Annotated in this window: 20 protein-coding genes; 10 read left to right on the top strand and 10 right to left on the bottom strand. The window is 64.3% G+C overall.

The window, feature by feature from the left end:
- Positions 1 to 9 precede the first annotated feature (9 nt).
- Both mdoH and NFG58_RS06010 read right to left on the bottom strand, forming a co-directional pair.
- Positions 10 to 1911: a glucans biosynthesis glucosyltransferase MdoH gene (gene mdoH, locus NFG58_RS06005; protein ID WP_348827768.1), complete on the bottom strand. Its 1902-nt coding sequence runs from the start codon at positions 1909 to 1911 to the stop codon at positions 10 to 12.
- A complete protein-coding gene (locus NFG58_RS06010; protein WP_348827769.1) occupies positions 1911 to 3497 on the bottom strand; it encodes a glucan biosynthesis protein in 1587 nt (528 codons plus the stop codon). Before NFG58_RS06010 ends, mdoH begins: the two co-directional genes overlap by 1 nt.
- A 351-nt stretch (positions 3498 to 3848) precedes the next feature.
- Between NFG58_RS06010 and NFG58_RS06015 the strand changes: the two genes are divergently transcribed.
- Positions 3849 to 4103 carry an AbrB/MazE/SpoVT family DNA-binding domain-containing protein gene (locus NFG58_RS06015; RefSeq protein ID WP_124802450.1) on the top strand — a complete coding sequence of 85 codons (255 nt, stop codon included), beginning with the start codon at positions 3849 to 3851 and terminating at the stop codon, positions 4101 to 4103.
- Entirely contained in the window at positions 4100 to 4441 is a 342-nt protein-coding gene (locus NFG58_RS06020) for a type II toxin-antitoxin system ChpB family toxin (RefSeq protein WP_348827770.1), read from the top strand. Before NFG58_RS06015 ends, NFG58_RS06020 begins: the two co-directional genes overlap by 4 nt.
- Positions 4442 to 4638: 197 nt before the next feature.
- Here the strand turns inward: NFG58_RS06020 and NFG58_RS06025 are convergent, their stop codons facing one another.
- From NFG58_RS06025 to NFG58_RS06040, 4 genes are all read right to left on the bottom strand, one after another.
- A complete protein-coding gene (locus NFG58_RS06025) occupies positions 4639 to 4995 on the bottom strand; it encodes a hypothetical protein (RefSeq protein ID WP_231498501.1) in 357 nt (118 codons plus the stop codon).
- Complete coding sequence (locus tag NFG58_RS06030) at positions 4992 to 5933, bottom strand: lysophospholipid acyltransferase family protein (RefSeq protein ID WP_348827771.1); 942 nt, start codon at positions 5931 to 5933, stop codon at positions 4992 to 4994. Before NFG58_RS06030 ends, NFG58_RS06025 begins: the two co-directional genes overlap by 4 nt.
- 1 nt (position 5934) lies before the next feature.
- Positions 5935 to 6246: a DUF4870 domain-containing protein gene (locus tag NFG58_RS06035; protein ID WP_231498521.1), complete on the bottom strand. Its 312-nt coding sequence runs from the start codon at positions 6244 to 6246 to the stop codon at positions 5935 to 5937.
- A 179-nt stretch (positions 6247 to 6425) separates the two neighbouring features.
- Positions 6426 to 6812: a VOC family protein gene (locus NFG58_RS06040; protein ID WP_108131577.1), complete on the bottom strand. Its 387-nt coding sequence runs from the start codon at positions 6810 to 6812 to the stop codon at positions 6426 to 6428.
- Between the two features lie 41 nt (positions 6813 to 6853).
- On the opposite strand from NFG58_RS06040, the gene NFG58_RS06045 reads away from it, so the two are divergent.
- Positions 6854 to 7492, top strand: a complete 639-nt coding sequence (locus tag NFG58_RS06045) for a class I SAM-dependent methyltransferase (protein WP_108131578.1) — start codon at positions 6854 to 6856, stop codon at positions 7490 to 7492.
- A gap of 198 nt (positions 7493 to 7690) precedes the next feature.
- Positions 7691 to 9181 carry an MFS transporter gene (locus tag NFG58_RS06050; RefSeq protein ID WP_348827772.1) on the top strand — a complete coding sequence of 497 codons (1491 nt, stop codon included), beginning with the start codon at positions 7691 to 7693 and terminating at the stop codon, positions 9179 to 9181.
- 101 nt (positions 9182 to 9282) lie between these two features.
- Here the strand turns inward: NFG58_RS06050 and NFG58_RS06055 are convergent, their stop codons facing one another.
- Together NFG58_RS06055 and NFG58_RS06060 are read right to left on the bottom strand one after the other, a co-directional pair.
- Positions 9283 to 9435 carry a hypothetical protein gene (locus NFG58_RS06055; RefSeq protein ID WP_156088597.1) on the bottom strand — a complete coding sequence of 51 codons (153 nt, stop codon included), beginning with the start codon at positions 9433 to 9435 and terminating at the stop codon, positions 9283 to 9285.
- Between the two features lie 175 nt (positions 9436 to 9610).
- Entirely contained in the window at positions 9611 to 10945 is a 1335-nt protein-coding gene (locus NFG58_RS06060; protein WP_348827773.1) for a replication-associated recombination protein A, read from the bottom strand.
- A 226-nt stretch (positions 10946 to 11171) separates the two neighbouring features.
- Between NFG58_RS06060 and NFG58_RS06065 the strand changes: the two genes are divergently transcribed.
- The 4 genes from NFG58_RS06065 (at position 11172) to NFG58_RS06080 (ending at position 19107) form a co-directional block, all read left to right on the top strand.
- Positions 11172 to 11714 (top strand): hemerythrin domain-containing protein, encoded by a 543-nt coding sequence (locus NFG58_RS06065; protein ID WP_045994910.1) that lies wholly within the window; start codon positions 11172 to 11174, stop codon positions 11712 to 11714.
- Between the two features lie 325 nt (positions 11715 to 12039).
- Positions 12040 to 12852 (top strand): glutamate racemase, encoded by an 813-nt coding sequence (gene murI, locus NFG58_RS06070; RefSeq protein ID WP_045994899.1) that lies wholly within the window; start codon positions 12040 to 12042, stop codon positions 12850 to 12852.
- A 93-nt stretch (positions 12853 to 12945) separates the two neighbouring features.
- On the top strand, positions 12946 to 14052 hold the full coding sequence (trmA, locus tag NFG58_RS06075; protein ID WP_213228462.1) for a tRNA (uridine(54)-C5)-methyltransferase TrmA: 1107 nt from the start codon (positions 12946 to 12948) through the stop codon (positions 14050 to 14052).
- 213 nt (positions 14053 to 14265) lie between these two features.
- Entirely contained in the window at positions 14266 to 19107 is a 4842-nt protein-coding gene (locus NFG58_RS06080) for an NAD-glutamate dehydrogenase (RefSeq protein ID WP_348827774.1), read from the top strand.
- 208 nt (positions 19108 to 19315) lie between these two features.
- On the opposite strand, the gene NFG58_RS06085 is transcribed toward NFG58_RS06080, so the two are convergent.
- On the bottom strand, positions 19316 to 19687 hold the full coding sequence (locus NFG58_RS06085; protein ID WP_045994896.1) for a hypothetical protein: 372 nt from the start codon (positions 19685 to 19687) through the stop codon (positions 19316 to 19318).
- Positions 19688 to 20082: 395 nt separating this feature from the next.
- Complete coding sequence (mgtE, locus tag NFG58_RS06090) at positions 20083 to 21435, bottom strand: magnesium transporter (RefSeq protein ID WP_045994895.1); 1353 nt, start codon at positions 21433 to 21435, stop codon at positions 20083 to 20085.
- 101 nt (positions 21436 to 21536) lie between these two features.
- Here mgtE and NFG58_RS06095 point away from each other — a divergent pair, with 101 nt between their 5' ends.
- Positions 21537 to 21827: a ferritin-like domain-containing protein gene (locus NFG58_RS06095; RefSeq protein WP_045994894.1), complete on the top strand. Its 291-nt coding sequence runs from the start codon at positions 21537 to 21539 to the stop codon at positions 21825 to 21827.
- A 128-nt stretch (positions 21828 to 21955) separates the two neighbouring features.
- Positions 21956 to 22972, top strand: a complete 1017-nt coding sequence (locus tag NFG58_RS06100) for a quinone-dependent dihydroorotate dehydrogenase (protein ID WP_108449714.1) — start codon at positions 21956 to 21958, stop codon at positions 22970 to 22972.
- The last annotated feature ends 14 nt before the right edge of the window (positions 22973 to 22986 follow it).

Below are 22986 nucleotides of genomic sequence, written 5' to 3' on the forward strand. Positions count from 1 at the left end.
GGCACCGGCTCAGTCGACGGGCTTCTCGCCGGAGACTTCCGGCGCCGATTCCGTGCCGTGCTCACGAAAGGACTGCACCGGCATCTCGCGGGGGATTTCCCGTGGCGGCTCGGCCGGGGTCGCCGGCGGCGGTGGTGCCTCGGCGACGCGAAGCTCGCCTACCACCGCCGGGGGGCGGGTCTCGCTCGGGACCAGCAACAGGCCGGCGCGCCTCAGGGCCCGGCCGATGCTCAGGCTGGAGCTCCAGCGGACCAGCGGAGCGGCCATCACCAGGCCGAGCCACACCGGCGTCAGCCAGATGAAGAAGCTCGGGGTGAAGGCCCAGGTCACCAGCGCCCACAAGGCGCCGATCAGTGACCATAGCCAGGTGTGGCGAAAGGCTTCCTTCCAGGGCAGGGCGCGGCCCTCGCGGGACTGTGGATCCCAGGCCACGGTGCGGCCGCTCAGTACCTGAATCACGAAACGACTGTGGAACACCATCATCAGCGGCGCGATGAGCATGGCAAACAGCGTCTCGAGCAGCATGCTGGCGACGAGCCGGGCCCGTCCGCCATAGGCCTGCGGGTTCTGGATCAGCCCCAGCACCAGCCCCAGTACCTTGGGCATCAGCAGCATGCCCAGGGTACCGATCAGCAGCGGCATGATCAGGTTGGGTGGGGCGATCGGCCAGTCGGGAAACAGCTGCGAACTCGAGGTGAAGAAGTTGGTCGGCACCAGCGCCCGGATCAGGGCGTCGATGGTGCTGATCACCAGGATCGCCAGCCACACCAGCGACGACAGGTAGGCGAGGGCACCGAAGAAGAAGTGCAGACGGCTGAGCACGTGCAGTCCGCGCCCGCCGAGCAGGCGCATATGCTGCAGGTTGCCCTGGACCCAGCGCCGGTCGCGTTTGGCGTAGTCGAGGATATGACTCGGCATCTCTTCGAAGCTGCCGCCCAGGTCGGTGCGCATGCGCACCTGCCAGCCGGCACGGCGCAGCAGCGCCGCCTCGACGAAGTCGTGGCTCAGGATATCGCCACCCAGCGGTGGCTTGCCGGGCAGCTCCGGCAGGCCACAGGCATCGGTGAAGGCGTCCACGCGAATGATGGCGTTGTGGCCGAAGTAGTTGGCCGCGGTGGCGTGCCAGAAGCTCAGACCGCTGGCCAGCATCGGCGAGTAGAGTGCAGCAGCGAACTGGTTGGCGCGGCCAAACAGGCTGTCCTGGCGCACTGGAATCGGCACCGTCTGCAACAGGCCAAGGCGCGGGTTGGCCATCATCTCGTCGATCAGCTCGATGACGGTGGTGCCGCTCATCAAGCTGTCGGCGTCGATCACCAGCATATAGTCGTAGTGGCTGCCCCAACGGGTGCAGAAGTCGCCCAGGTTGCCTGCCTTGCGCCCGACGTTACTGTCACGGTGGCGGTAGTGCAGTTGGCAGTGGCCTTCCAGGCGCTTCTGCAGCTCGGCCATGGCGGCCTTTTCCTCGGCCACCACCTCGTCGTCGGTGCTGTCGCTGAGCACGAAGGCTTCCACCTCGATGCCTTGCGGCAGGTCATTCAGATCCTTGCAGGTGGCCTCGAGTCCGGCGGCGACTCGCAGCACGTCCTCGTTGTGGATCGGCATCACCAGGGCGGTGCGGGAGTGGGAGCCTTCGGGCCGCATGGGATAGGAATGGCGCGGCTTCAGGCTCAGCGGGTCACGCCCGGTCAGGTTGAGCACGAAGCCGATCAGCGCGCTCCAGAAGGCCATGGTGATCCAGCCGAAGGTGATCGCGAACAGGCCGATGATCGCCATCTCGAGCGGACTGATGCCCTCCACGTAGAGGATCCTGAACATGGTCCAGACCCCCAGCGCCGTGGTGGCGGCAATGGCCAGGCCGACGCCAAGACGTCGCAGGCGTGGCCAGGGTACCTCGGGAGTATGAGCGTTCATCAGGGGCTCCAGATGCTGTTCCAGGTTTCGCTCAGGCGCTCGCCACGAAGCATGAGAGTCAGGCGGATATCAGCGGGCTGGTCGCCGTCGGGCAGCAGCGTGAAGGCGGCGCGCCAGGTGTCGTCGTCGGGCAGCGGTGTGACCTTGGCCTCGGCGGTCTCGCCGCTGGAGGTGGTCAGGGTCATCTCGACCGGTTGGCTGGCATCGAGTCCCTCGAGCTCACCGCCGCGGAAGTCGATGATGAACTGGCGCAGGCGCTCGTCGGGGGGATCGCTCTGTCCCGGCACACCGCCCCAGCCCTGGCGCGAACGCACCACACGAGCCAGCGGCTCGGCCGTGGGGGTGTCGCCGAAGGTCCAGGTACGATAGCGATAGGTGCGGGAGTCGCCGGCCATCAGCGGGGTGGCGGGCACCCAGTAGGCGGTGATGTTGTCGTGAGCCTCGCTGTCGGTGGGGATCTCCACCAGCTCGACATGGCCTTCACCCCACTCGCCCTGGGGTTCGACCCACTGACTGGGGCGACGCTCGTAGCGGGCCTCCATGTCCAGGTAGGCGTTGAAGTGCTGGGGCCGCTGGACCAGGCCATAGCCCTTGGGCGAGGTGTCCTGCAGCCCGGAGATCTGCAGGCTTTCGGGGTTTTCCAGCACGCGCCATGTCCACTCGCCGGTGCTGGTGGCCATCAGCAGGCCGCTGGAGTCATGTACCCGGATGCGGTAGTCGTCCTCCTGGCGGCGATCCATCTCGCCATGCAGGAACATGCTGGTCAGCGGTGCGACGCCGAGCTTCTCGACGTCTTCCCTGGCAAACAGGCGTGCCTCGGTGTCGACCTGGGTGCGTTTGCCCGGGGCGATGTCGAAGCGGTAGGCGCCGGCCAGAGACGGGCTGTCCAGCAGCGCCAGCACGGTCATGTGGGTATCGCCGGGCTGCGGCTTGACCAGCCAGTATTCACGAAAGGCGGGAAACTCCTCGCCCTGGGGCAGGGCGGTGTCGATGGCCAGGCCACGGGCCGACAGGCCGTAGCCCTGGTCGCGGCCGACCAGGCGGAAGTAGGACGCGCCCAGAAATACCGCGAACTCATCCTTGTAGTCGGCGCGGTTGAGCGGGTAGTGCAGGCGAAAGCCGGCATAGCCGAGCCCACTCAGGTCGAGCTCGGCGAGGTCGGCGGCATCGTCGTCGTAGCGAAAGCGCTCAGGCTCGAAGGGCAGCGAGCGTACCTCGCCATCCTCCAGCAGGTGGATATCCACCGGCTGGTCATACAGAAAGCCTGGGTGGAAGAGCTCCACCTCGAAATCGCCATCATCCTTCCAAAGTGCCCGCTCATCGCGGTAGCGAATCTGTCGGTAGCGATCGTAGTCCATCTCGGTGAGGGCCTCGGGCAGCTCGGCCGAGGCCTCTTCATAGGGGGACGCGGCCAGTTCCTTGGCCCGGTTCGTGACCTGTTCGAACAGCGCGCCGGTCTCGACGGCCATGGCCGGCGTCGTCAATGCGGCGCTGGTGATGACGCCGACGAAGGCGAGCGCCAGGTTGCGCGAGCCAGGTCGCCGCCGTGCAAGGGTGTGTCGTGCTCGAGATATTGCCGTGTCCAAGTGCGCTCTCCTTGCGAGCGGACGAACGCCCGGTGGCTCGGGGTCGCCCGCTGGGGGTGTAGGGGATCCTTCTGCCGTTCACATCGATGGCATCTTCTATGCGACCTTCTATGCCACTTTCTATGCCAGATCGAGCCAGCTTTTAATCTAGCCTATTGGCCGAGACAAAAGTTGCAATAGATGTCATCGGAGTGCATTTGAGGGTTTGTGCTAATTCGGGTTCCGTGTCGCCGATTGGCGACGGTATCGGGGTGGGCAGGTTACTGAGCGGTAACAGGCGAAGTTGATGCACGAGCTTGCGGTCGAGGCAGCGCGTATCTACTGTGTAGATACGTACAGGAGGGGAGTGATATGGAACTCAAGATTCAGAAGTGGGGCAATAGTGCCGCCATCAGGTTGCCAGTTGAATTGCTTCGACAGCTGGGCCTCAGCGATGGGGATTTGCTGGAAGTCGAGGAAACTTCCCACAGGTTGGTGTTGAAGCCTGTGGCGTCAAAGCCAAAGTATTCCCTGGAGGAATTGCTGGCACGCTGTGATCCCGAGGCTCCCGAGCCTGAAGACCTGGCAGCCTGGCAGGAAATGGCCCCGGTAGGGCGTGAAGAATGAAGCGTGACAAATATAGCCGTGGCGATATTGTGCAAGTTCCCCTCAATCTGACCGAAGGACGCGAGCAGCGAGGTGACTTTCGCCCTGCGCTAGTGTTGACGCCAATAGCTTTCAATCATTTTGGTACGGTGGTCGTGGCACCCATCACCCAAGGTGGCAACTTCGCGCGCCACGCAGGCTTTGCGGTACCTCTGAGCGGGACCCGTACGCAGGGGGTAGTGCTGGTCAATCAGATCAGGACTGTCGATCTTGAAGCGCGCGGAGCGCGCAGAGTCGAGTCTGCCCCGGATCACGTCGTCGATGATGCTTTAGCGCGTGTTCGTACGTTATTTGAATAGGCCGTGGTCGCAAATTCTTAGGCGCTGTCCGAAAAGTCGACGAGCGAAGGTTAGACAAGGCAAAAATCGGTGAGAAAGCGCAGTTTACGGGGTGTAAATGAGCATTTTGACCGGGCTGGCGCACCAGCCGATTTTTAACGCCGTATTACCGAGCGCAGGCACTTTTCAGACAAGCCCTAGTGCTGGCATTGCCGCGCCTACCACAGCCAGCTGGATGGTCTGGGCGGCGGCAGGCGCTGGTGCAGGGCACGCCAGCCGACGATGCAGCGGATCACGAACCAGGCGGTGACCAGCAGTGGGGGCAGTGCCAGGCCGATGATCAGCACCGACAGTACCACTGCGGCGACCATGTAGAGCAGGCCGATCCAGAAGGTGCTGATCAGAAACTGGTAGTGGGCACGCAGCCAGGGGGCGGCGTCGGTGCGATAGACGTAGGCGACGACCAGCGCGATCAACAGTGTCACGAATCCGCTCACCAGCCCTGCCAGGTAGAGCAGATAGAGGACGTGGCCGACGCGAGTCTCCGGCGGCGGTGACACTGACGCTGTCGTCACTTCATGTTCCTCGAGCTGTAGAGGCGGTAACGGCGGAAGTCGGGATCGCCACGTTGTTCTTCCAGGGTCTTGGTGTAGCGCTTGTATTCCCACTGGTACTGGGCCGGGTCGAGTGCGATCACCGCCTCGATGCTGGCATTGACCCCGCTGCAGGAGATGGTCTCGTCTTCATCGTAGACGCGCTCGTCGGCGGCCAGGAAGTACAGCGCGAAGCCCCGCCCGGGACGGCGCAGAGCGACGCCGGTCACGACCCTTGCATTGGTGCGCGACACCAGCTTGGGCAACAGGGTGGCAGTGTAGGCGGGGCGCTCGAAGAAGGGCGCGAAAACGCCGCTGCCCCAGCTGGGTTCCTGATCGGGCAGGATGCCGACGGCCTCGGATCGCTTGAGCGCCTTGAGCAGCGCCGCCACGCCTCGGGAGTTGGTCGGCACCAGGCTGGCGCCGCAGCGCTCGCGCCCGGCGCGGATGATCGGGTCCAGCGGTGCCAGCTTGGGCGGCTCGTACATGGCGGTGAAGGGGAAGTGGCTCGACAGCCAGAAGTTCAGCACCTCCCAGTTGCCGAAGTGAGGCGCCAGGATGATCACGCCCTTGCCCTCGGCGCGGGCATCATCCAGCAGTTCGCGGCCATGTACCTCGACGATGCTGTCGGCCACTCGGTCGGGGTCGCCCTGCCAGGCAAAGCCGAGTTCCAGCATGGTGGCGGTGGAATGCTTGAGGCTTTCGCGCCCCAGGGTGGCGCGACGGGCCTCGGTAAGGTCGGGATAGACCACTTCCAGGTTGAGCCTGGTCACCGCGCGTTCGCGCTTGAGCAGGGGGTAGGCCACATTGACCAGGGCGACGCTGAGTCGCCACAGGGTCGTCGGTGACAGTCGTGACAGTATCCGCCACAGGCGTGATATCGCGGTAGCCTGGAGTCGCTGTTGCCAGGGGACGTTCATATCAGATCAACCAACTTTCCACATTGTCCGGAGCGCGCTTTTCCTGCAGTGCCTTGAAGCCTTTGACGCAGCGCACGATCAACCACACCGCCAGGGCCAGCAGCAGCGGCAGGCCGATCACGATCAAGGTCAGGATCGAGGCCACGATGCCGTAGAGCAGGCCTATCCAGAAGGTACGGATCTGGTAGCGATAGTGCTCGTCTAGCCACTCGGGGCCCTTGCCACGGTAGACGTAGGCGATGATCACCCCGATCACCGCGGTGAAGCCGGTGACCAGGTTGGCCAGCAGCAGCGCGTAGCCCACCAGCGACATGGTGGTGTCGGCGGGGGGCGTGTCGCCAGGTGAGGGAGGCTCGACAGTGGGTCGTTGAGGCGTAAGGTCGTGTTGGCTCATCCATGGTCCCTTGGGTGCATGTCATACGGCCCCGTTATCATACCCAGCCTGTGCCGCATTGCCATGACAGGCGAAGCGACCCGCAGGGACGACCGACGTTACTCCTGTTTGAGCGGACGGCTGATCTCCAGCAGGTTGCCGTCCGGGTCGCGAAGATACAGCGACTCGATCTTGCCGGTGGCACCCTGACGTTCCACGGGGCCCAGTTCCACCTCGACCGACAGGGCATCGAGGTGAGCCTTCACCTCAGCCAGCGGCAGATGGCTCTTGAAACAGACGTCGAGGCTGCCTGGGGTAGGGGTGGCGGCCCTGGGGGTCACGTCGGTGGCGGTCCAGTGCAGGCGCAGGGCCAGCTCGCCGAGCATCAGGTCGACCCGCTCGGTATCGCGATAGCGGACGTCCAGGCCCAGAACGCGGGTGTAGAAGTCCACGGCGCGGGAAATATCGGTCACGGTGATGACCAGGTGATCTAGACCTGACAGCATGCCTCTCTCCACAAATGATCCAAGTCCCAGAGAATACGACGATGCCAAGCTGTCCGCTATGCGCAAACCCGACGACGCACCACTTTCATGCGGACGGGCGCCGCGACTATTTTCGCTGTTCGGTATGTGACCTGGTGGCGGTGCCTCCCGAGCAGCGACTGGGACCGCAGGCCGAGAAGGCGGTCTACGATCAGCACGACAACCGCCCGGATGATCCCGGCTACCGTCGTTTTCTGGGTCGCCTGTTTGATCCCCTGAGCGAGCGTCTGTCGCCGGGTGCCGAGGGGCTCGATTTCGGTGCGGGGCCCGGTCCGACGCTGTCGCTGATGTTCGAGGAGGCGGGGTTTGCCACTCGGATCCATGATCCCTACTACCATCCCGCGCCGGAGAACCTGAAGCGGTATTACGATTTCATCACCGCCACCGAGGTGGTCGAGCACCTGTTCGCGCCCGGCCCGGTGCTGTTTGCGCTGGCGCGACAACTGCGACCCGGTGGCTGGCTGGGGCTGATGACCAAGCGCACGCCGGAGGACTTTGCCCGCTGGCACTATATTCGTGATCCCACCCATGTGGTGTTCTTCAGCGAGACGAGCTTTCGCTGGTTGGCCGAGGCACTTGGCATGAGTGTCGACTTCCCCGCGGCCGATGTGGTTCTGATGCGCCGTGACACGAGTCACTGAGGCCGGATTTATGCTTGACCAACAATGCGTTACAGATGCATGGGTGACGCCCTTCGAAAGACATTGACAGGCGCGAAAAGGGGGGTATATTCGCCGCCCAAGAGTCGTCGATACGCACCGCGACGGACGGACTCGAAACATCAACACCCACCCGCCGCCGCCGTCCGCGTCGTCCGCATCGCTGGAGCCCGACTCCTCATGTCTCCCCAACTCCTGGCCATGGCCCTGCCCCCCGTTCTGGGGCTATTCATTCTGGGCATCGGCAACGGTTTTCTGTCTTCGCTTATCACCCTGCGCCTGGACGCCGCCGGTGAATCGCCGGTGGTCATCGGCTGGGTCTCCGGCGCTTACTTCATCGGTCTTGGCCTGGGTGCCCTGTTCAACGACCGGCTGCTGCTCGCCATCGGCCATATTCGTGCCTACGGCAGCTTCGCCTCGCTGGTGGCGGTGACGGTGTTGCTGCAGGGGCTGATCCTGGATCCGGTGGCCTGGTTCGGCCTGCGTCTGATCGGTGGCTGGGCCACGGTCGGGGTCTTCCTGGTGATCGAGAGCTGGCTGCTGGCCTCCGGAGACTCCAAGGTGCGCGGGCGTCTGCTGGCGCTGTACATGATCGCCCTGTACGGCTCAGGTGTGCTCGGTCAGCTGCTTTTGGGCATTACCCAGAATATGGGCGAAACGGCCCCCTTCATGGTCATCGGTGCCCTGGCCTCGCTGTCGGTGCTGCCGATGGCGATGATTCCGCGGGTCACGCCACTGCTCGACAAGGTCGAGCCGCTGTCGCCGCTGCGCCTGATGATCCTCACCCCCACCGGGGTGGTGGGGGCCTTCGGTTCCGGCATGCTGGCGGCTGCGGTGTACGCCCTGATGCCGCTGTATCTGCAGCGTACCGGCTTTGATCTGGCCGAGGTCGGCCAGCTGATGGCGATAACGGTACTCGGCGCCATGCTGCTGCAGTATCCGGTGGGCCGCTGGTCGGATCGTCACGACCGCCAGCTGGTGCTGATCCTGATCGGTCTGTTCTGCCTGGCCATCTCGCTGGCGGTGCTGCTGCTGCCGTTGCCGAGCTGGGGGCTGGCCGCGCTGCTGTTCCTGCTGGGCGGTGGCGTCTTCTCGTTGTATCCGGTCTCGGTCAGCCACTCGGCGGACCGTGCACCCGCCGGCGCCCTGGTGCCCATGAGTCAGGGCCTTTTGCTGATCAGCGCGCTTGGCTCCTCGGTCAGTCCGCCGCTGGTCAGCCCGGTAATGGCGGCGCTTGGCGATACCGCCCTGTTCATGGCCTTCGGCGCCCTCGGTGGCGCCCTGGTGCTGTTCTTCGCCTGGCGTCGCCTGGTGCGTCCGGCGCCGGTGCCGGTGGTGCCGTTCTCCCCGGCGACGCCGTTGTCGTCGGTGGGTGCGGAATTCGTGGTCACCGACGAGTGGGTGGCGGGCGCCAAGGAGCACGAGCATATGGAAGACCTGTCCGACGTGGTGCCGGACGTGGACGTGGCCGAGCCCATGGTGGGGCCGCCAGCGGAAGAAGGTCAGTACGTGCCTTATTTCGATGAAGACGGCTACCACGATGGCGTGCTGGAGGTGAACCATCACGAGTCTGATGAAGACGCCGCCGCTATCGAGCCAACGCCCGTCGAACCCGGCTGGGAGCAGGAGTCGCCGTCGGCGACTGAGCCGGGCGACGCACCCAAGGGCTGATCAACGTGGCCGGCGAACTTGTCCCTTTGGGTCGCCGTGGGCGGCTCAGAGCTGGCAAGAGGCGCCGGCCTGAGCGGTCAACATGTGGCAGACAGTGGGCCTCAGTTCGGTCCGAACAGCAGCTTGAACAGCGCACGACGTACCGCGGGTGTCGCCTGCTGGCGGGCGTAGGCCAGCAGCACGTCGTGATGGTTGGGATGACGGGCGTTCTGTACCAGGATCTGACGAGCTTGCTGTAGCTGGGTGGCCGACATGACAGTCCCTCCGGAGCATCGGGTGCCCACCATGGGCACTTGAGTCCCACAGTAGTCGCGGTCCTGGCTCGCTCCTTACGATGCCTGGTTGTGCTGCAGCGGCCTATTTCCTTCCCACGTCGAAGACAGATGGTTTTTCTCAAGTGGTATCTGAGCTGCCACCTCCGCTTCTATCTCATCCGCTATCTGCGGCCTCATCGAGCTGCGCCCGCCAGGCCATGATGCGAGCGAAACGCTCTTCCTGGCCATGATCCGTGGGGCGGTAGAAGCGCTCGGTCGGCACTGCCTCGGGCCAGCAGTCGTGGGCCGACCCCGCCGGGTAGCCGTTGGGCTCGGCGTGGGCGTAGCGGTAGCCGTCGCCGTGGCCCAGGGAAGCCATCAGCTTGGTCGGTGCGTTGCGCAGGTAGGTCGGCACCTCCAGGCTCGGCTGGGCCGCGACAAAGGCCTGGGCCTTCTTCCAGGCCTGGTCGATGGCGTTGCTCTTGGGCGCTACCGCCAGGTGGATGGCGGCGTGGGCGATGGCGCGCTGGCCTTCGTAGTCGCCCAGACGCAGGTAGGCATCCCAGGCCGACATGACCAGTGGCAGGCAACGCGGGTCGGCGTTGCCGACGTCCTCCGAGGCGATGGCCGCCAGGCGACGGATGACGTCCAGCGGATCGCCACCGCCCTGGATAAAGCGGGCCATGTACAGAAGGGCAGCGTCGGGGCGCGATGAGCGTACCGACTTGTGCAGTGCCGACAGCAGGTCGTAGTAGTGATCGCCTTGCTTGTCGAAGGCGCTGGCAGTGTGGCCGATGACGTCCTCGAGCGCCTCGCGGGGCAGACGCTCTGCACCGCCTTCCGCATGGGTGAAGTCGCAGGCGGTCTCCAGAAGGCCCAGGGCGCGCCGGGCGTCGCCGGCCGAGGCGCGCGCCAGTATCGCCAGCACCTCGTCTTCGACGCGGATGTCGCGGTGACCAAGGCCGCGCTCGGGGTCGGCCAGGGCGCGGCGCATGACCTCGATCAGCGCGGCCTCGTCCAGCGCCTTGAGCACATGGACACGGGCCCGGGACAACAGCGCCGAATTGACCTCGAACGAGGGGTTCTCGGTGGTGGCGCCGATCAGCGTCAAGAGCCCCGACTCGACGTGGGGCAGCAGGGCGTCCTGCTGACTCTTGTTGAGGCGGTGGATCTCGTCGAGAAACAGCACCGTGGTCTGCCCCTGGCCCTGGGCCACCCGGGCGCGCTCCACCACCTCGCGAATGTCCTTGACCCCGGCCATGACCGCCGACAAGCGCTCCAGCCGTGCGCTGGAGGCGCTGGCGAGGATGTCGGCCAGGGTGGTCTTGCCGACGCCGGGTGGCCCCCACAGGATCATCGAGCGCACCTGCCCGGCTTCTACCATGCGCCGCAATGGTTTGCCTGGCCCCACCAGCGACGGCTGGCCCACGTAGTCGTCCAGGGACCTCGGGCGCATGCGCCAGGCCAGGGGCGCGGCGTCTTCCTGGTGGGCCTGTTCGAACATGTCCATCGCCGACTCCTGAGAAGAATGAATTGAGCGCCAGACGTCAACGCTCAGGCGGTGTGTAGGAAATCAACCCTTCTGAATGTGGCAATTTTCGTCGGGCAAAAACTCGATTATGCGTCTAGGGTGATACATTCCGGTTCCCGCACGATCCGGAACCTGACCCGAGAAGGCCAGTCTAAGCTAGGGTGCCTTCAGCTCATGCTGACCACAGGAGGTTTCCGTCATGCCCATGCTAAAGCAACTGCGACGGGATCATGCCAACATGGCGCGCATACTGCACGTCCTGCAACTCAAGCAAAAGACCCTCGCGCAGGGAGAGCGGCCCAACTTCCAGCTCGTCAGGGAGGTGGTTGACTATATTCTCGACTACATGGCGGGTTTCACCCTGCCCCTGGAGCAGATCTGTACCGACCGTCTCAAGGAGCTGGCCCCCGAAAGCGAGGCAGTGGCCGAGCAGCTGTCCGGCGACTACCGCAAGCTCAAGGCCCGGCTGACGCGCCTGTCCCGTGACATCGACATGATCCTGATGGATGTCGCCATCCCCATGGACCAGTTTGCCGATGACCTCAAGCAGTACCTGGACAGCCACCGTGCTTACCTTCGCCAAGAGCGTGAGGAACTCTTCCCGCTGATCAGCGAGCACTTCTCGGACGAAGATCTCGATCGCCTGGCCCACGCCCTGCCGGAGAACGCCACCGCCGAACTTGAGCGACTCCAGGCGGCCTACCCTGAACTCTATGCCGAGCTACGCGAGGAGCCGGTACCCGCCTGATCGGTTTTTCCCTCGTTCGTTCCTTGCTTCTCGAGCATCACGTCGTCGGCCCGAACTCCGGTTCGGGCCGCATGACGTCTGCGCTCACCTCGGCGCGCTGGCGTATCCGTGGGCGCCCTTGCTGCGCTTATGCAGGTCCGCCAATGTCGGGTAGAATGGCGCCCATGTTGATTCAGGTGCCGTTTCCCTTGCTCAGCCTCTTGCCCCTCCTCCTTCCCCGTCTCCGGTCGGCCTCGATGGCGGCCCGATCCGATCGTGGGGGATATTTCCCCGCCGTCCGGCAGTGGCGGTGGGCATGGGCTTTGCCCGTCAGGGAGGAGGCTTGATGGCCGGACCTGTGCTGGTGTTCGACTCCGGCGTGGGCGGGCTTTCCGTGGTGGCGGCGCTCAGACGCCATCTGCCCGATACGGCGCTTGCCTACTGCTGCGACAACGCCATGCTGCCCTACGGTACGCGGCCGGACCCTTGGTTGGTCGAGCGGATCGTCGCGGTGTGCGAGGCGGCGGTGAATCGTACCGGTGCCGATACCTTGGTGGTGGCCTGCAATACCGCCAGCACCCTGGCACTGGAGGCCTTGCGCGAACGCCTGGACGTGCCGGTGGTGGGCACGGTGCCGGCGATCAAGCCGGCCGCCCAGGCCAGTCGCAGCGGGCATCTGGCACTGCTGGCCACCAGCGCAACGGTCGCCCGGCCCTACACCCAGCGGCTGATCGACAGCTATGCGCCGCACTGCCAGGTCGAGAAGGTGGCCGCCGACGCTCTGGTGGCCGAGGCGGAGCGCGCCATCCAGGGGCACGCTATCGATCCTGCGGTGGTTCGCCAGGCGCTGGCAGCGCTTGTGGAGGATGCCCGTATCGATACGGTGGTGCTGGGCTGTACCCACTTTCCCTTGCTGCGTCGCTGGCTCGACGAGGCCATGCCGCGGGCCGTCACCTGGGTAGACTCCGGCGACGCCATTGCCCGACGGACGGCCCAGGTGGCGGTGGGCCCGGATGCCCGACAGGGCCTCGATGCGGCCTGGGTCACGAGTCTATTGCGGGATTCGTCAGGTGCGACGGACGCCTCGGAAAGGCTGACGCGAGGGCTTGCGTCCTTCGGCTTTGCGGCCCCTTGCCTGCTGGACGTGCCCAGCGCTTGACCCACCTCTTGTACACCGTCCGGCAGCGGCGCTGACCACGCCGCCATCGCCCACGTCATTTGTTTATTGTTCATCGTTTTTCCAGGAGTTTCCGTGGCCATACCCGTCGTTGAACCCGAACGCTATGCCGAACAGCTCGCCGCCAAGCGTGATCGCCTGGTCGAGCAGTTTGCGCGGTTTTCTCCGCCCGAGCTCGAGGTGTATCCGTCACCGCCGAGTCACTACCGGCAACGCTGCGAGTTTCGCGTCTGGCATGAGGGCGACGATCTCTACTATGTGATGTTCGAGGTCAATCCCGAGGACTCCGACGACAAGCGACTGGTACGCATGGACCAGTTCGCGGTGGCCAGCGAGCGCATCAATGCCCTGATGCCGGCGCTGCTCGACGCCATCCGTGACAACCCGGTGATGCGGCGCAAGCTGTTTCAGGTGGAGTTTCTGACCACCCTGGCGGGTGAGACGTTGATCAGCCTGATCTACCACCGCCCGCTGGAAGAAGACTGGGAGCGGGATGCCCGGGAACTCGAGCGCGAGCTTGGGGTGATGATCATCGGCCGCTCACGCAAGCAGCGGCTGGTGCTGACCCGCGACCACGTGTGGGAACGTCTCGAGGTGGACGGACAGGTACTGCACTACCAGCAGGTGGAAAACAGCTTTACCCAGCCCAATGCGCGCATCTGCGCCTCCATGCTGTCCTGGGCACGGGAGGTGACCGCGGGCAGCCAGCAGCAGGACCTGGTCGAGCTCTACTGCGGCAACGGCAACTTCACCATCGCCCTGGCAGAGAATTTTCGCCGGGTTCTGGCCACCGAGATCTCGCGCACCTCGGTGGCAAGCGCCAGGGTCAATCTCGAGGCCAACGCGGTGACCAATGCCTTTGTCGCGCGGATGTCTGCCGAAGACTTCTCTTCTGCGCTCAAAGGGGAGAAAACAGGCCGGCGAGTGGACGAGATGTGCCTGGGTGACTATGACTTCTCCACAGTGCTGGTGGACCCACCGCGGGCCGGTCTGGACGCCGACAGCTGTGATCAACTGAGTGAATACCCGCGTATCGTCTATATTTCATGCAATCCGGACACCCTGGCCGTCAATCTCGAACAGCTCACCAGGACGCACCGCATCGTTCGTTTCGCTCTGTTTGACCAGTTCCCCTTCACCCATCACTGTGAGTGCGGGGTCTTGCTGGAACGGCGCTCCTGAGGCGCCAACGAGCCTAACGCAAGCGTGCTGTCAAGGGGGGATGCGTAACCGTCATGCTCCATGAGAAGGCGGGCATCTGGATGGGGGTGGGGTGGGGATTGGCGTAAGCTTGCCGAATGCGCCGGGAGCGCCGGATGCGTAGCGCCGCGCAGCACGCTCGTCACTACCTTTACACAGGCCACAGTGAAGTGGCCGCCGCCAACCGAGGTGAGGATGTTACACGTCGCACAGGATGACAGTCGCGAGGATCTGCTCAAGCAACTCGAGGAAAAGCTGGAAGGACGCCTCGATCAGGAAAAGGCCGGTCTGGTGGGTGACTTCGCTCGCCATTTCTACTCCACGGTGCCGCTGGAGGATCTCAGCGAGCGGCGCCTGGATGATCTGTACGGCGCCACCCTGTCGGTGTGGCACTTCCTGCAGCAGTTCGATCCGGCCTCACCCAAGGTCAAGGTCATGAACCCTGACTTCGAGGAGCACGGCTGGCAGTCGACCCACACCTTTGTCGCGGTGCTGCACGAAGACATGCCGTTTCTGGTCGACTCGGTGCGCATCGAGCTCAACCGTCGTGGCATGACCGTCCACGCCATCCACAATTCGGTCCTGTCGGTCGCTCGTGACAAGCAGCACCGGGTCGAGCGTGTGTCGTCTCCGGGTGAAAAGGACGCCCCCGAGCATCGTGAGTCGCTGATCGCCATCGAAGTGGATCGTCACTCCGACCCCGAGGAGCTGGCGGCCATCGAGCAGAGCATCCACGAGGTGCTGAAGGAAGTGCGCACGGCGGTGGCGGACTTCGATCCGATGCGCGCGCGCATCCGCGAGACCATCGACGAGCTCAAGAATTGCTGCCCGGGCCCGATCGACAAGGCCGATCACGACGAGGCGGTGGCCTTCCTCGAATGGATGCTGGAAGACAACTTCACCTTCCTCGGTTATGACGAGTTCACCGTCGACAAGGACAACGGTGGCCAGAGCCTCAATCAGGTCGACGGCAGCGAGCTCGGTCTGTTCCGTCTGTCCGATGCCCAGTATCGCCAGCGTATCCGCACCGACCAGGGGGTCGAGGGCGATCGCTACGTGCTGGTGCCGCAGCTTCTGTCATTCGCCAAGAGTGCCTTCCACGCCCGCGTCCACCGTCCCACCTATCCGGATTACGTGACTATCGATCGCTATGACGACAAGGGCAACGTCATCGGCGAGCGTCGCTTCCTGGGGCTGTTCACCGCTGGGGTCTACAACGACTCGCCGCGTCATATTCCGATCCTGAGGCGCAAGCTCAAGACGGTGATGGATATCGCCGGCTTCAACCCCAAGGGCCACAACGGCAAGCAGCTGACCCAGATCCTCGAGGTCTATCCCCGCGACGACCTGTTCCAGATCGACACAGACGAGCTGGCCCAGACGGCGCTGGGTATCCTCGATATCCGTGAACGTCGCCGGGTGCGGCTGTTCATCCGCGAGGATCGCTTCGGTCGCTTCTATTCGTGCCTGGTATTCGTGCCGCGCGACGTGTTCTCGACCGAGCTTCGTCTGCGTCTGCAGAACCTGCTGTGCGAGGAACTCGACGCCACCTTCGGTGACTTCAACACCTACCTGTCCGAATCGGTGCTGGCGCGGATCCAGTTCATCCTGCGCTTCAACGGCGACACGCCGACCGACTACGACATCAAGGCGCTGGAAGAGAAGCTGGCGCGGCTCGCCCGCAACTGGCGCGATGATCTGCTCAATGCCGCCATCGAAGGCTTCGGCGAGGAACACGCCAACCAGCTACTGGATCGCTTCCGCGACGCCTTCCAGGCCAGCTACCAGGAAGACTTCAGCGCTCGCACCGCGGTGTACGACCTGCAGCACATCGGCGAGCTGGACAACGGCAAGCCGCTGGCGCTGTCGCTGTACCGACTGATCGAGGAAGAGGGCAGCGGCGTCAACCTCAAGCTGTTCCACAAGCGCAAGCCGATTCCGCTGTCCGACGTGCTGCCGATGATGGAAAACCTGGGGCTCAGGGTCATCGGTGAACGGCCCTACGAGGTCGAGGCGGTGGACGAGAGCTACTGGATCCACGACTTCGATCTGGAGCATCACACCGACACCGAGGTCAACCTGCAGGAGATGCGCAAGCCGTTCATCGAGGCCTTCCAGCGCATCTGGGCCGGCGAGGCGGACAATGACCGCTTCAACCGTCTGATCATCGGCGCCAACCTCGACTGGCGTGAAGTGGCGATGCTGCGCTCCTACGCGCGTTATCTGAAGCAGATCCGCTTCGGCATCTCCCAGAACTTCATCGCCAATGCACTGGTGGCCCACCCGCAGATCACCCGCGAGCTGGTGACCCTGTTCGAGCTGCGCTTCGATCCCGAGGATCGTCCCGCCGAGGGTGAGATCGAGGCCTGCGTCGAGCGCATCAATGGCCTGCTAGACGACGTCGCCAGCCTCAACGACGACCGGCTGCTGCGTCGTTACGTGGAGCTGATCCAGGCGACCCTGCGCACCAACTACTATCAGAAGACCGAAGACGACGGCTTCAAGGACTACCTGTCGTTCAAGCTGGAACCGTCCAAGGTCACCGGCATGCCCAAGCCGCGCCCGATGTTCGAGATCTTCGTCTGCTCGCCGCGGGTCGAGGGTGTTCACCTGCGCGGTGGCAAGGTCGCCCGTGGCGGCCTGCGCTGGTCGGATCGCCACGAGGACTTCCGTACCGAGGTGCTCGGGCTGGTCAAGGCGCAGCAGGTCAAGAACTCGGTGATCGTGCCGGTGGGGGCCAAGGGCGGCTTCGTGTGCAAGCGCATGCCGGAAGGTGCCGATCGCGAGACCATCCAGAAGGAAGGCATCGCCTGCTACCAGACCTTCATCCGCGCGCTGCTGGACGTGACCGACAATCTGGTCGGTGGCGAGGTCGTCGAGCCGAAGAACGTGGTACGCCACGACGAGGCCGACCCCTACCTGGTGGTGGCGGCCGACAAGGGCACCGCCACCTTCTCCGACATCGCCAACGAGATTTCCATCGAGTATGGCCACTGGCTGGGTGACGCCTTTGCTTCCGGCGGCGCCAACGGCTACGACCACAAGAAGATGGGCATCACCGCCAAGGGCGCCTGGGAGTCGGTCAAGCGTCACTTCCGTGGCCTCGGCATCAATACCCAGTCCGACGAGTTCAGCGTGGTCGGTATCGGTGACATGGCCGGTGACGTCTTCGGCAACGGCATGCTGCTGTCCGAGACCATTCGCCTGGTCGGTGCCTTCAACCATATGCACATCTTCGTCGACCCGACGCCGGATGCGGCCAGTACCTTCAAGGAGCGTAAGCGCCTGTTCGAGATGCCGCGCTCCAGCTGGGAAGACTATGACACTTCGTTGATCTCCGAAGGCGGCGGTGTCTTCTCCCGTGCGGCCAAGTCGATCAAGATCACGCCGCAGATGAAGGAGGTCTTCGGCATCAGCGAAGACAAGCTGCCGCCCAATGAGCTGATCCAGGCGATGCTGCGCTCGAAGGTCGACCTGATCTGGAACGGCGGCATCGGCACCTACGTCAAGGCCAGCACCGAGACCGACGCCGAGGTCGGCGACAAGGCCAACGACGTGCTGCGCATCGACGGCAAGGAACTGAACTGCCGAGTGGTAGGCGAGGGCGGCAACCTTGGCCTGACCCAGCGCGGGCGCATGGAGGCGGCGGCGCGTGGTGTGCGCGTCAACACCGACTTCATCGACAACGCTGGCGGGGTCAACTGCTCCGACCATGAGGTCAACATCAAGATCCTGATCGATGAGGTGGTGGCCAACGGTGACATGACCGACAAGCAGCGCAATCAGCTGCTGGCGGACATGACCGAGGAAGTCAGCGAGCTGGTGCTGACCGACAACTATCGTCAGACCCTGGCGCTGGATCTGTCCGAGCGGCTGTCCCACCAGGGGATCGGGCCCTATCGCCGCTTTATCAGCGAACTGGAAGCGGCCGGTCAGATCGATCGCGAACTCGAGTTCCTGCCCTCCGACGAGGAGCTCCAGGAGCGTTCCGCCAATGACCAGGGCATGGTGTTGCCGGAGCTGTCGGTGCTGATCTCCTACGCCAAGAGCACGCTCAAGGGCGACCTGATCGCCTCCGACGTGCCCGACGACGAGATCATCGCCCAGCACGCCACCCGGGCCTTCCCCCAGAGCCTGGTGGAGCGCTACCGCGACCAGGTCCTGAGCCACCGCCTGAAGCGCGAAATCGTGGCGACCCAGCTGGCCAACGATCTGGTCGACCACATGGGCATCGTGTTCACCCGCCGGCTGATCGACTCCACCGGCATGGGGCGTGCGGACATCGCGCGGGCCTACGTCATCGCCCGTGACAGCTTCCAGCTGCCCAAGCTGTGGGAGCAGATCGAAGCGCTCGACAATCAGGTCTCGACCGATATCCAGTACGGAATGATGCTCGACCTGATGCGCATGATTCGCCGCGCTTCACGCTGGTTCCTGCGCCATCGTTCGGGCCAGGCTGCCGGTGACTGCATCGAGTACTACCAGCCGCGTATTGCCCAGCTGCAGGAGAATATCGGCAAGCGTCTGCGTGGCGAGGAACTCGAGGCCTGGCAGGCCCGCCGTGACGAACTCGTCGACGCCGGGGTGCCCGAGGCGCTGGCCTCCACCGTGGCCGCGGCCGATAGCCTGTACGCGGCGCTGGGCATCATCCAGACCGCCCGCCAGGTCAACGAGAAGCCGCAGAAGGTGGCCGAGGTCTGCTACGAGATCGGCGCCCGTCTGGAGCTGCCGTGGATGATCCAGCAGGTTACCGCCTTGCCGGTGAAGGATAGCTGGCAGGCCCAGGCGCGGGAGACCTTCCGCGACGACATCGAGCGTCAGCAGATGGCGTTGACCGCCAGCGTGATGAAGATGGAGAGCGGCGCCCGCGATACCGCCGGACGTGTCGATCAGTGGCTCAAGCACCACGAGTCCATGCACAAGCGCTGGTGCCGCCTGATCAACGAGGTCGACAGTGGCGCCCAGGGCGGCTTCCCGCTGTTTGCCGTGGCGGTGCGTGAGCTGGTGGATCTGGCCGAGAGCAACAGCGAGGTCTAGACCCCGGGTCAGTGAGTCGACCACTAGAGGACGCCCACGGGCGTCCTCGTCGTAGCCGACACCGATCGAGTGAATCCGTGACGTTGGTTCACACAAGGTGGCGGTTCACACCAGGTGGCGGTTCACACAACGCAAGAAGGGCGCCCCCAGGGGCGCCCTTCTTGCGTCTGGCCTTTGCAGGCCTTGTCGGCAACCAACGGACCGAGGCTTAGCGGCAGCTGATGCTCCAGATCGCCTTGAAGCCTTCGCTATCGTCGTTCAGCGCCGCCAGGTTGGTGTCTTCGTTGACGGTGCCGCCTTCGACCATGGCCTCGGCGCGCTCACGCTTTTCCGGGCTGGTGTTGGGGCCAAGCACCTGTTGCTCCTCGATGATGAATTCGTCGCGATCCTGGGCCTCGCACTGCTCCAGTGCGCGTTCCTTGGCCTCTTCCAGGGCTTCCTGGCGATCGTCGCCGAGCCCGGTGACGATGTAGTCGGTGCTCTCTTTCTCCATCGAGGCGCTGTCGCTGGCGCAGCCGGCAAGGCCGAGGGCGGCAACGGCGCCGAGGGCAAGCATCATGGGGCGAGTCTTGATCATCATGCGGTCTCTCCTTTTCCGTCTCGGGGATCCCTGTTTCCAGCAGGGATGGGCGCTTGTCACCCGCGCCTTGCTGACCATGCTAACGAATCAGCACAGCAGCACAAGAGTAGCGTACCGGCGACGGGGGGTGTCGCAGACGGGAGACGGCAGACAGGAGACGGCAAACAAGAGCCGGTAGATAAGAGACAGCAGACGAGGGGCGCACTAAGCGGGAGGCAAGAGTCGGTAGACAAGAGCCGGTAGATAAGCGACAGCAGACGAGGGGCGCACCAAGCGGGAGGCAGGTGCCGGCAGACTAGCGACGCAGGTGGCGGGACCACCGATCGGCCACCAGTGCCCGTGGGGCAGTGATGGCCGGTCGTGATGGCCGAGCGATGATGCCGCTCAGCGAAGCGCTACAGCAGGAAGATCGTCGCCAGGCCGAGGAAGGACATGAAGCCGATCACGTCGGTGACGGTGGTCAGAATGACCGAGCCGGACAGCGCTGGATCGATGTTCATGCGCTTGAGCACGAGGGGAATCACGATGCCGCAGACCCCGGCGGCCAGCATGTTGATGACCAGGGCGGCGGCGATGATCACGCCGATCGCCACGCTCTTGAACCAGAGCACCGCCAGCACCGCCACCACCAGTGCCCAGACGATACCGTTGAGCAGGGCGATGCCGACCTCCTTGCGCAGCAGCCAGTTGCTGTTGGTCTTGCTGATCTGGCCGAGGGCGAGGCCGCGAATGGCCAGGGTCAGGGTCTGGCTGCCGGCGATGCCGCCCATGCTGGCGACGATCGGCATCAGTACCGCCAGCGCCACCACCTTCTCCAGGGCATCCTCGAACTGACCGATGACCCAGGCGGCGAGAAAGGCGGTCAGCAGGTTGATGCCGAGCCATACCGCACGACGCTTGGCGCTGGGCAACACCGGCGCGAACAGGTCTTCCTCCTCGTCGAGGCCGGCCATGTTCATCAGCGCCTGTTCGGAGTTCTCCTGGATGACGTCGACGATATCGTCGATGACGATACGGCCGATCAACATGCCGTCGTTGTCCACCACCGGGGCCGACGTCAGGTCGTGGGTCTGGAACAGGGTGGCCACGTCGCGGGACTTCATGTCGCCCTGGATGACGTCGACGTCGGCGTCCATCAGCTCCGCCACCGAGGTCTCCTGATCATGGGAAACCAGCCGGGCCAGCGGCAGCACGCCGACGAAGTGGCCGATGCGGTCCACCACCATCAGGTTGTCGGTGTTGTCCGGGATCGACTCCTTCCAGCGCAGGAAGCGTTGCACTGTCTCGAGGGTGACGTCGGAGCGCACCCCGATGGCGTCGGTGCGCATCAGGCGCCCGGCGCTGTCTTCCTCGAACGACAGGGTCTCCTGCAGACGAGTGCGCTGCATCTCGTCCATGGTGCGCAGCATGTCCTCGGCCACCTGCTTGGGCAGGTCCTCGAACAGCTCTGCCAGGTCGGCGGTGTCCAGGCTTGCCGTGGCGGCGACGATCTCCTCGGGGTCCATGTCCTCGAGCAGGGTGCTGCGCACCTCGTCATGGACGTGCAGCAGGACCTCGCCGTCGTCCTCCGCCGGTACCTGTTCCCATAGCCTGATGCGCTCGCTCAGCGGCAGCGATTCGAGCAGCAGGGCGACCTCGGCGGGTTCGAGATCCTCCAGGGCCTCGGAGACCTCCTGGGGGTTCTCGTCTTCCAGGGCCAGGTGGATGCGCGACAGCTGGCTTTCAAACGTCTCGGTCACTTCTGTCATGGGCCCTCCCGGCATATGTCGCTGACTGACAAGACAACGATCGTGTCCTACGTTGATGGAGTTAGTAGAACACAACTATTTACAAAGAAAAGGAGTGGCGAATGGCTGGATCGAGCGAGGGCTACCACGAACCGGTGGAAGAGTTGACGGCGCAGACCCGGGATTACCATCGCGCTATCGTGTCGTTGATGGAGGAACTGGAGGCAGTCGACTGGTACAACCAGCGAGTTGACGCCTGTCAGGACGAAGATCTACGCAAGATCCTCGAACATAACCGTGATGAGGAAAAGGAGCACGCGGCCATGACCCTGGAGTGGCTGCGCCGCAAGGATCCCGCCATGGACAAGTATCTACGCGAGTTTCTGTTTACCGAAGGGGACATTGGACACTGACGACCTGGGATGAAAGCCCGTTTGGGCAAAACGGCTGAGGTCTGATTCAGGAAGTCGTCGTGGCGTCGCGGCTGCGCTATACTCGCGCCCGGCCGCGCGCCCTCGTCCTTTTTCGCCTCGGAGACGCCATGTACGATCTCGCCCGCTCCCTGTTGTTTCGCCTGGATCCCGAACGGGCCCACGGCCTGTCCTTGACGTCGCTGGACTGGGCGGCGCGCGTGAAGGCGACGCGGTTGCTGGCAGGTGCCCGCGTGGACGATCCGGTCAAGGTGATGGGCTTGAGCTTCCCCAACCGTATCGGCCTGGCGGCGGGGCTCGACAAGAACGCCGATCACCTCGACGCCCTGGGTGCGCTGGGCTTCGGCTTCGTCGAGGTCGGCACCGTGACCCCCAGGGCCCAGTCCGGCAACCCCAAGCCCCGGCTGTTCCGCCTGCCCGAGCGTGGCGCCATCATCAATCGCATGGGGTTCAACAACCTCGGCGTGGATCACCTGGTGGAGCAAGTAAAGGCCAGCCGCTACCGCGGGGTGATCGGCATCAATATCGGCAAGAACCTGACCACCTCGGTGGAGGACGCCGGTGACGACTACCTTTACTGCCTGGAGCGGGTTCACGCCCACGCCGACTACGTGGCGGTCAATATCTCGTCACCGAATACTCCGGGGCTACGCAACCTGCAGTTCGGCGACCACCTCGATGAGTTGCTCGGACGCCTGCGCTCGACAGGCACTCGCCTCGATGAACAGAGTGGGCGTCGTGTGCCGCTGGCGGTAAAGATCGCCCCGGACATGGACGAGGAAGAGGTCGTTCTGGTGGCGCGGGCGCTTGCGGACAATGGCATCGACGCGGTGATCGCCACCAACACCACGGTATCCCGTGAAGCGGTGCAAGGGCTTGCGCACGCCGATGAGCAGGGCGGACTGTCGGGTTGCCCGGTGTTCGATGCCTCCAACCTTGTGATCGAGCGGCTGCGCCAGGCGTTGCCCGACATGCCGATCATCGGCGTCGGCGGCGTCGACAGTGGCCAGGCGGCGGTGGCCAAGCGTCAGGCAGGGGCGGATCTGGTGCAGGTGTATTCGGGCTTTATCTACCGCGGACCGGGGCTGGTCCGGGAGTGCGCCAGGGCGCTGGCGTCGGCGCGCTGAAAGGGCGGGCAGCA

The sequence above is a fragment of the Halomonas sp. RT37 genome (assembly GCF_040070525.1).
In the GTDB taxonomy this organism is placed as follows: Bacteria; Pseudomonadota; Gammaproteobacteria; order Pseudomonadales; family Halomonadaceae; genus Halomonas; species Halomonas litopenaei.

Bases quoted from the DNA above. Each gene is read 5' to 3' on its own strand.
- mdoH (WP_348827768.1), bottom strand. From the start codon at position 1,911: ATGAACGCTCATACTCCCGAGGTACCCTGGCCACGCCTGCGACGTCTT.
- NFG58_RS06015 (WP_124802450.1), top strand. From the start codon at position 3,849: ATGGAACTCAAGATTCAGAAGTGGGGCAATAGTGCCGCCATCAGGTTG.
- NFG58_RS06020 (WP_348827770.1), top strand. From the start codon at position 4,100: ATGAAGCGTGACAAATATAGCCGTGGCGATATTGTGCAAGTTCCCCTC.
- NFG58_RS06030 (WP_348827771.1), bottom strand. From the start codon at position 5,933: ATGAACGTCCCCTGGCAACAGCGACTCCAGGCTACCGCGATATCACGC.
- NFG58_RS06035 (WP_231498521.1), bottom strand. From the start codon at position 6,246: ATGTCGCTGGTGGGCTACGCGCTGCTGCTGGCCAACCTGGTCACCGGC.
- NFG58_RS06040 (WP_108131577.1), bottom strand. From the start codon at position 6,812: ATGCTGTCAGGTCTAGATCACCTGGTCATCACCGTGACCGATATTTCC.
- NFG58_RS06045 (WP_108131578.1), top strand. From the start codon at position 6,854: ATGCCAAGCTGTCCGCTATGCGCAAACCCGACGACGCACCACTTTCAT.
- NFG58_RS06050 (WP_348827772.1), top strand. From the start codon at position 7,691: ATGTCTCCCCAACTCCTGGCCATGGCCCTGCCCCCCGTTCTGGGGCTA.
- NFG58_RS06055 (WP_156088597.1), bottom strand. From the start codon at position 9,435: ATGTCGGCCACCCAGCTACAGCAAGCTCGTCAGATCCTGGTACAGAAC.
- NFG58_RS06060 (WP_348827773.1), bottom strand. From the start codon at position 10,945: ATGGACATGTTCGAACAGGCCCACCAGGAAGACGCCGCGCCCCTGGCC.
- NFG58_RS06065 (WP_045994910.1), top strand. From the start codon at position 11,172: ATGCTAAAGCAACTGCGACGGGATCATGCCAACATGGCGCGCATACTG.
- murI (WP_045994899.1), top strand. From the start codon at position 12,040: ATGGCCGGACCTGTGCTGGTGTTCGACTCCGGCGTGGGCGGGCTTTCC.
- NFG58_RS06080 (WP_348827774.1), top strand. From the start codon at position 14,266: ATGTTACACGTCGCACAGGATGACAGTCGCGAGGATCTGCTCAAGCAA.
- NFG58_RS06085 (WP_045994896.1), bottom strand. From the start codon at position 19,687: ATGATGATCAAGACTCGCCCCATGATGCTTGCCCTCGGCGCCGTTGCC.
- mgtE (WP_045994895.1), bottom strand. From the start codon at position 21,435: ATGACAGAAGTGACCGAGACGTTTGAAAGCCAGCTGTCGCGCATCCAC.
- NFG58_RS06095 (WP_045994894.1), top strand. From the start codon at position 21,537: ATGGCTGGATCGAGCGAGGGCTACCACGAACCGGTGGAAGAGTTGACG.
- NFG58_RS06100 (WP_108449714.1), top strand. From the start codon at position 21,956: ATGTACGATCTCGCCCGCTCCCTGTTGTTTCGCCTGGATCCCGAACGG.